This window comes from Luteibacter sp. (assembly GCF_051958795.1).
Lineage (GTDB): Bacteria > Pseudomonadota > Gammaproteobacteria > Xanthomonadales > Rhodanobacteraceae > Luteibacter.
This window is the reverse complement of record NZ_JBQCFT010000096.1, coordinates 1-7755: the sequence shown is the minus strand read 5'-3', so window position 1 is coordinate 7755 and position 7755 is coordinate 1. Positions and strand designations below refer to the sequence as shown.

The window sequence follows — 7755 nt, the reverse complement described above, 5'->3', positions numbered from 1 at the left end:
CACCGTCATCCTCGGCCAGCATGCGTCGTCCGCAATCGAGCATCAGCACCCCCTGCTGGTGGCTCTCGGCGCGGTACTGGCGCGACATCAGCCGGCCGCTGCGCACGGTGGCTTTCCAGTCGACCTTGCGCAGGCTATCGCCCACGCGGTAATCGCGGAGCTCCTGGAACTCGGTGCCCTCGCCGCGCCGGCGCTGCAGGCGCGCGCCGACCGAGCGCGACGCAAGCTCGACGCTCAGCCCCGCCATGCGCGCGAGCGGCGCGTAGTTGGGAAACACGCGTACCTCGCCGGGAGCATCCAGCGTGCGGCGGGAGCGCCACATGCGCCACGGCGAAGCGAGCTCCACCTGGCAGCCGGCGAACGCGAACCGGCCGCGAGCCGCCGGCCAGGCGTGGTAGTCGAATGCCAGCTCGCGCGCGGCCGTCAGCGTGACGTCGCGCGGCAGGCCTTCGACGCGCCACCCACCTGGGTGCATATCGTGCACGCGCAGGGTCTTCTGCCGCCGTCCCGTGTGGCGCAGGCGCAGGGTGATGCCCGCGCGCTCGCCGAGGGGTAGCACGGCGTCCATGTCGCGGTGTAGCACCGGTGCCGGCTCCCGGCGCGCAAGCCCCGCGTCGACTGCCGCGACGACCGCGACGGCGGCGCCCGCGACCAGCCATGCCAGCAGCGGCAGCATCTCGAACGCCACGAGCAGGCCAATGCCCGACCACGCGGCCAGCAGGCACATCAGGGGTAGAGCCGGACGCATCATCGACGCGGCGCGGCCACTTTATGCAGCAGGCCCTTGAGGATGTCTTCCACGCGCTGGCCGTCGATCAAGGCTTCCGGTGCCAGCACCAGGCGGTGGCGAAGCGCAGGGATCGCCACGCCGCGCACATCGTCCGGCGTGACGAAGTCGCGGCCCTCGAGAAGCGCTGCGGCGCGCGCCAGGCGGATCAGGGCAAGCCCGCCGCGCGGGCCGGCACCGGTCATCACACCAGGCCACTCACGGGTCGCCCGCGCGATGCGCACCGCGTAATCGATCACTTCATGATCCACGCGCAGGCTGGCGACCATGCGCTGCACGGCGATGAGCTCCGCCTCGTTCATCACCGCGGTCACGCGCGACACGTCGAGATCCGCCGCCACCTGGCCACCGAGCACTTCGGCGACCATGCGGGTTTCGTCGGCGAGGCCCGGGTAGTCGATCTGCACCTTCACGAGGAAGCGATCCAGCTGGGCTTCCGGCAGCGCGTACGTGCCTTCCTGCTCGATCGGGTTCTGCGTCGCCACCACCATGAACGGCTGCGGGAGCGGGAAACGGCGGCCTTCGATGGTCACCTGGTTTTCCTGCATCGATTCGAGCAGCGCGGCCTGGGTCTTCGCGGGCGCGCGGTTGATTTCGTCAGCCAGCAGCAGGTTCGCGAAGACCGGGCCGCGGCGGATCTGGAAACGTTCGGCCTTCATGTCGTAAATGGCATGGCCAGTCACGTCGGAGGGCATGAGGTCCGGCGTGAACTGCACGCGGCCGAACGTGCAGCCGACCGCGCTGGCCAGCGCACGCACCAATAAGGTCTTGCCCAGCCCGGGGACGCCTTCGATCAACACATGGCCCGCGGCCAGCAAGGCCAGCAGCACCTGCTCGAAAACCTCCGGCTGGCCGATGAAGGCATGCCCCACCTGGGTGCGCAACGCGGCGATGCGCGCGGCCACCTGCTCGGGTGTGAACGTGATCGGCGTCGCCTCGGCGCGCGGGGTGTCGACAGGCGTGTTCATGGGTGTCTCCGCAATCGGGAAAGGATGGCGATGCTTTCGCGGAACGCGTTGGCATCGGCGGGAGGCCGGAAAGCCCGCGCGATGTCCGCGGGTGCCTCGTCGAATCGTTCGGCCAGGCGGGCGTAGAGCAACTCGCCCTCCAGCCCGTCGGTACCGGGATCGAGCCGCCGTGCGCGGGCGAGTACCCCGACGCACACGCGGGCATGCAGTCCGCGGCCGCGGTCGCGGCCATACAGGAACTCGCCGGCCGCCTGCACGTGTTCGACCAGCGCGCGACGGTCCGCGCGCGGTGCGTCGCGTACGGGCCCGAGGCGGGCGGCCTGGGAGACGGCCCATGCCGCGAGCAGGATCGCGAATGCCAGCATGGCTGCCCACCCCTTCGTGAACAGGAGGCTCCAGATACGGGCGCCTTCCACGCGGTAGACCAGCGCGATCGACTGGCGGGTATCGTCGGCGTTGAGCAAGCGCGCTACCAGCCGGCGTGCGATCGGATCCTCGAGGCCGCGATCCACGAAGGGAGCCAGCGACGGCACGAGGGTGATCTTGCCCTCGCCATAACGCACGGTGGCCAGCAGGTCGCCGTTGGCGTCACCGAGGCCGTCGGCACGCGCCGCCGGCGCCACCTGCACGCGCGGACCGCACCAGTTGTACGCCTTCTCACCCGGGTTGCCTTCGATGGAAAGGCAACCGTAGCCGCTGACCTTGAGAGCTGCTTTTTCGGCGACATTTTTCCAGAAGCTGGCGCGCTCGGTCACCGCGGGATAGCCCGTGGGCAACACCAGCGTGCCCCCGTCACTGACGAAGTGCAGCAGGTTTTCCGCATCGCCACGGTCGAGGTTCGCCGGATTGACGCCGAGCACCACCAGCGACTCGTCATCGCCCGGGATGTAACCCAGCGCGTGTGTCGCCACGCCCATGCGCCGCATCACGCGCTCGAGCGCATAGAAGTGATCGGTCGCGGCCTTGCCGCTCGGCGGCACGTCGACCTCGACGTCCTTGCGTTCGAACAACGCAAAGAACCCGGCGACGCAGACCAGCACCGCCGCCAGCACGACAAGCGTCCATGTGCCGCGGGTCATGCGATTTCCACCGGCCAGCCGCGGAGCATGGCGTGCAGGTCCTCATCAGCCGGAAAGCGATCGGCGTAAGCGGCGTACTGCCAGGTGCGCACGATGCGGATGGCCCGGCGGCTCGCTTCGTTGTCGTCGAGCCGGCGCGCACCGGCGATCGCGTCCGCCTCGGTCGCATCGGACATCACGGGCTCGTCCAGTTGCGCGGAGACGCGCTCCACGGTGCCGCGGTACAGCAGCGCCAAGGCTTCGCGCCGCGCGCCCTTCTGCCACAGCGAACCGACTTCGTCGCCAAAACCCCGCGGCACGGGTGCTTCGTCCGGGGTCGTTTCCGTCACCGCGGTGCGCGGTGCTTCCGGTGCTGCCGTGCGGCCCTGCCCGCGGGACGGCCAGCGGCGGACGGCGAACCACGCCAGCCATGCCACCGCCGCGACCAGCAGCGCGAGCAGGATCACCTTGAGCGTCACGGCAGCCCCGGCCATGTTCAATTCGCGCACTGGCGCGTCGTTGACCTTCGGTGGCGGCTTCGGCTGGGGCGGATGCTTCAACGCCCATCGCGTTTCATGGGCCTTGCCGCCGAGCAACGGGTCGGCAAGGACCGAAGCCGAAATGCGATCCAGGCGTTCGTCCGTCCCCGGCTGCGGTGCCTTGAACGCAGCATCCAGCTGGACGGCCGTCCGGCTTTTCGCCATCGCGGCCTGGGCATCATCCGCGGCGTGGGCGGGCTGGATGGCGAAGCACGCGGCGACGAAAAGCACCATGCTGGCGCCTGCCGCCACCAGGCGGTTACGCAACCGCTGGAAAGCCAGGTCAAGGTCCCACGCTTCGAGCTCGGTGCGACGCCCCAGGTAGAGCGCGAAACCGCCGGTGGTGCACAGCGGCTCGGCGAGCGACATGCCAAGGTAGGCGCCGACGATGAGCGGCATCGCGAGCGCGTAAGGCATGCTCCTCAGGAACCAGCCCTGGAGCCAGTACGACTCCCATAGTTCGGTCGGCACGAACATCGGCACGAACAGCAGCAGGCTCAGCATCACCACGAGTTCGAAAATCAGGCAGGTAAAGGTGAGCGAGGTGCCGGGGCCGTCCACGCCGCGGCCGAAGACGCGCCAGCGGCGCGCACGCTCCTGTCCGCTCAGGCCCTCGAGGTAGAACACCGGCTGGAAGACGCAGCGCCGCGGATCGAACCGGCGGAAGGTGAGCCAGGGGAGTACGCCCTTGAGGCCCCAGCCCAGGGTGCTGCGCAACGCCTCGCGCCAGCCGGGCGCCTCGGCGAATACGGCGCGCGACACGACGAACAGCGGGATGCGCGCGAAGAATGGCTTAAGCCACCACAGCAGCAACAGCGATAGCCACGGCCGGTCGAGCCAGATCTCCAGGGCGATCGCTATGGCGAGCACGGGCAGCGTGGCCATGAACCACGCGGTGAAAATGGGACGCGCGTGACGGCGCAGCATCGCCGCCCCCAGGTCCATCGATTCACGGGCGCTGCGCAAGCGCAGCACCACGGCGATGCGCTCAATCTCCACGACGCCTCCCGCGGCCACCCAGCCAGAGCCAGGCGCCCACCAGCGTCCACAGCACGGCGGCGCTGCCGAATTTCAGGCTATCGGGGAATGCCGCCACCGACGACCAGAACGCCTCGATGAACGCCGCAATCACCAGCATCACGAACGCGCCGAGCACCAGCTGCGCACCCGTCGATCCTGCCTGGCGCAGGGCATCGCCACGGCGCAGGCGCCCGGGGGCCAGCAGCGTGTCCCCCAGGCGCAGGCCCGCCCCGCCCGCGATCACGATGGCGGTGAGTTCGAACGCCGAATGGGCGACGACGAAGCGCCAGAACGGGCCGCCGTAGCCGATCGCATCGAGATGCCCGGCAATACCCCCGAAAAGGATGCCGTTCACGACGAGCACATAGATCGCACCGACGCCGAAGAACAGCCCTGCGGCGAAGGTGCGGAACGCGATGCTCACGTTGTTCAGGACATAGAAACCGAACATCGCGACGTCGGTGCCGCTGGTGCGGCCGATCTTCGAGCGCGCGGGGTTGTACATCTGCTCGAACTCATCGAGCTTGTGGCCGCTGAAGATCATCCCGGCGACGTCCGGGCGGAAATGGATCAACACGAGGCACGCGATCGTCGGCAGGTATAGCAGGGCCGTGGCGATAAGCATCGCCTTCCACTCGCGACGGACCAGCCGCGGGAAGCCCGCGACGATGAACTCGCCGACGCGGTGCCAGCGCGGCGCGGGCGGCCGGTAAAGCACCTGGTGGCCGTGGTCCACCATCCGCTGCAGGCGGTCGATCACGTCATGGCTATAGCCGCGCGCCCTCGCCAGCGCGAGGTGTTGGCAGATGCGTCGGTACTGCGCGGGGAAATCGAGGCCCTGCTCGGCCAGCGCTGACGACCAGGCCTTGCGCCCGGTACCGCGCATCCAGGTCTCCACCTCCATCCACGCAGCCTCGTGCAGGGCGACGAACCGTTCCTGCTTCATGTCCGCCCCAGCAACCAGTTGGCGTGTGCCACGAGCTTGCGCAGGCCGGCATTGCCCATGCGGCCGGTCAGCGGCTCGAGCAGGTCACCCAGTTCACGCTGGCGGGCCTCGTTCAGCCCGCGGGCTCGCTCGGCAAAGGCGACGATCGCCTCCTGCTCATCGCGGTGCAGCGGCACCGGCGGTGGCTCCGCGGCCTCGTTGGGCACCTGCCCCGCCGCGCGGCGTTTCATGACATGCACGACCATGGTGCCGGCGACGATGTCGCCGATACGACGCCCATGCGGGTCCATGAGGCAACTGACCAGCCCGATGCCGTAGACGCCAGGCAGGCCATCCACGGTACGCAGCAGGTTGCGCACGACCGAAGGAAGCAGGGTCACGGGGGTACCGTCGGCGTTCACCACCCGGAGGCCGATCACGCGTTTTCCTATCGTCTGCCCATCCCACCAGACCTCGAGCACCACGCCATATACCCAGTAGGCGATGAAGAGCACGAGCATGCCCAGGCCCAGGCCTGCCTGGCCGAGCATGCCGAGGATCATGAGCAGGAAAAAGGCGACGAACGCACGCAGGCCGAAGTCGATGAGCCATGCGTGCGCGCGCGGCACGGCACCGGCCGCGTGCAACTGAAGCGAGACCCCTTCCGGGGTCTCGATCTGGCGTACGGTGTCCAGCATCAGGCGTCGACGACAATGGTGCCTGCGATCAGGTCGTGGAGGCAGCGGCGCTCGGCGCCGAAGATGAAGCAGGCGTCGACGATGGGGAGTACCAGGTTCACGAGCGGGATCACGGTGACGATCGCCAGCGGCAGCCAGCGCAGCAGCAAGATGCGCCACAACGGCGCCCGCGAACCGTCAGCCATCACCACCTTCGTGCCGACGATCTTTTTCCCGAGCGACTGTCCATTGCTGTAGAGCAGCACCAGGTTGGTAATGCCCAGGGCAAGCGTGAGAACGCCGACCATGGTCATGGCGATCGGTGTCACCGTGCCGCCGTCCTGGACCGAGTAGGTATACGGCGCGTAGCACATGATGCCGAAGATGCCATCGAGGATGGCCGCGCCAAGGCGCTGGCCACGCGTCGCCTTCGAACGTTCAAGCTTTTTCGCGTCGACGAAACGGTCATCGAGGTCGGCGACGGGCGCCGCGTACGGGTTGCTATCCATGTTCCCTGTTCTGCCTGTGTGGTGGGTTTCAGGTGTGTACGACGACCGTGTCGGCCATGTAATCGTGGACGCAACGGCGCTCTTCGCCAAAGATCAGCAGCACATCGACGAGTGAAAAAAGCGGGCCCACCATCGGTACGACGCCGATGGCCCGGACGGCAAAGATGCGCAGGACAAGGATGCGCCAGAGTTCGCAGGGCGCGCCGTCGCTGCGCACGATGGCGATACCAAGCGCGCGTTTGCCGATTGTCTGCCCGTGACGTGCCAGCAGCCCGATGTTTATGACGATCCAGACCAGCACCAGGGTAAAGGCAATGATCCCGCCCACTGCGCCAGCCTTCCCACCCGTGGCGCCGCGGCTGAAGCCGACGCACATGGCGGCGATCATGGCGATGACGCCAATGATGGCGCCGTCGATCATGGCGGCACCGAGCCGCACGCCCCGGCCGGCTTTCCGGGACTCCACGCTCCGCCTGAACGGCGGGGGCGCGACCTCGAGCTCCGCCTGCGGGGCGGCGTAAAAATTGTCGTTCATTCCCTGTAACCCCTGTGGCGCCGCTCTCCCCGAACCGCGCTGGCGCCGAGTATAGGCACGCCCGGAGCGCCGCGCAAAGTGGTTCGTGAAGGGGCGGCTGGCCGGCCGCCGGGACGCCCCCTGCCGCCCTTCAGAGCTTGCTGTGCTCGACCTGTCGCTCGCGCTGCATGAGCGTCCACTCGGCATGTTCGGTCAGGGCCGCCTCGCCGAGGGCGTGCAGGATCGCGCGTTGCTGCGCGGGGTCCCCGGTGCGATCCAGGGCGCAGCGGGCACTGGAGAAGATGCGCTGCATGAAACAGTACTGCCGCATCAGCTCGCGATCGGCCTTGCGGTACGCGTAGGCTTCGCGCACCGCGGCGACGATGGAGAGCATCGCCATGAGGGTGACCAGGGTCACCTTGGTCTCCTCGTCGAGGCGCAGGGCGAACAGCGCGAGGAACACGCTGATGGCGATACCGCCCCACAGGCTGATCCGGCCGACGGTCTCCGTGATGTGGTGCAGCCCGGTCCTCTCGGCGGTCTTGCGCTCGTAATAATGCAGTTGCCCCGAGCGCCCCGGTTCACCTACCCACTCCGCGATCACCTCGCGCAGGCTTTCCTCGCCGGGTTCCTCGGGGTGGGTGGAGGGATACAGGCTGGCCGCGCGCATCACGTTACGGATCCAGCCCAGCTCGATGTTCTGCTTCTGCAGGAAATTGTCGTGCGCGAACTCGTGGTCGGCGCTGGCGGCGATGCCT

General features: G+C 68.3%; 8 protein-coding genes and 1 pseudogene. All 9 read right to left on the bottom strand.

Features of this window, described 5'->3' with window-relative positions:
* The coding region (locus ACTHLF_RS05360; protein ID WP_440325506.1) for a DUF58 domain-containing protein at window positions 1–727 on the bottom strand (727 nt) is incomplete at its 3' end.
* Between the two features lie 20 nt (window positions 728–747).
* On the bottom strand, window positions 748–1755 hold the full coding sequence (locus tag ACTHLF_RS05355) for an AAA family ATPase (protein ID WP_440325504.1): 1008 nt from the start codon (window positions 1753–1755) through the stop codon (window positions 748–750).
* The gene (locus ACTHLF_RS05350) at window positions 1752–2834 is read right to left on the bottom strand and encodes a DUF4350 domain-containing protein (RefSeq protein ID WP_440325502.1); all 1083 of its coding nucleotides are present in this window, start codon (window positions 2832–2834) and stop codon (window positions 1752–1754) included. Before ACTHLF_RS05350 ends, ACTHLF_RS05355 begins: the two co-directional genes overlap by 4 nt.
* Window positions 2831–4351, bottom strand: coding sequence for a DUF4129 domain-containing protein (locus tag ACTHLF_RS05345; protein ID WP_440325500.1), 1521 nt, complete (start codon window positions 4349–4351; stop codon window positions 2831–2833). The genes ACTHLF_RS05350 and ACTHLF_RS05345 overlap by 4 nt, the downstream gene beginning before the upstream one ends.
* Window positions 4341–5318 carry a stage II sporulation protein M gene (locus ACTHLF_RS05340; protein WP_440325498.1) on the bottom strand — a complete coding sequence of 326 codons (978 nt, stop codon included), beginning with the start codon at window positions 5316–5318 and terminating at the stop codon, window positions 4341–4343. Before ACTHLF_RS05340 ends, ACTHLF_RS05345 begins: the two co-directional genes overlap by 11 nt.
* Window positions 5315–5995 carry an RDD family protein gene (locus ACTHLF_RS05335; RefSeq protein WP_440325496.1) on the bottom strand — a complete coding sequence of 227 codons (681 nt, stop codon included), beginning with the start codon at window positions 5993–5995 and terminating at the stop codon, window positions 5315–5317. The genes ACTHLF_RS05340 and ACTHLF_RS05335 overlap by 4 nt, the downstream gene beginning before the upstream one ends.
* Entirely contained in the window at window positions 5995–6483 is a 489-nt protein-coding gene (locus ACTHLF_RS05330) for an RDD family protein (RefSeq protein WP_440325494.1), read from the bottom strand. The genes ACTHLF_RS05335 and ACTHLF_RS05330 overlap by 1 nt, the downstream gene beginning before the upstream one ends.
* Before the next feature lie 28 nt (window positions 6484–6511).
* Entirely contained in the window at window positions 6512–7018 is a 507-nt protein-coding gene (locus ACTHLF_RS05325) for an RDD family protein (protein ID WP_440325493.1), read from the bottom strand.
* Between the two features lie 130 nt (window positions 7019–7148).
* Window positions 7149–7755 (bottom strand): annotated as a pseudogene (locus ACTHLF_RS05320) (hypothetical protein); the annotation flags it as partial.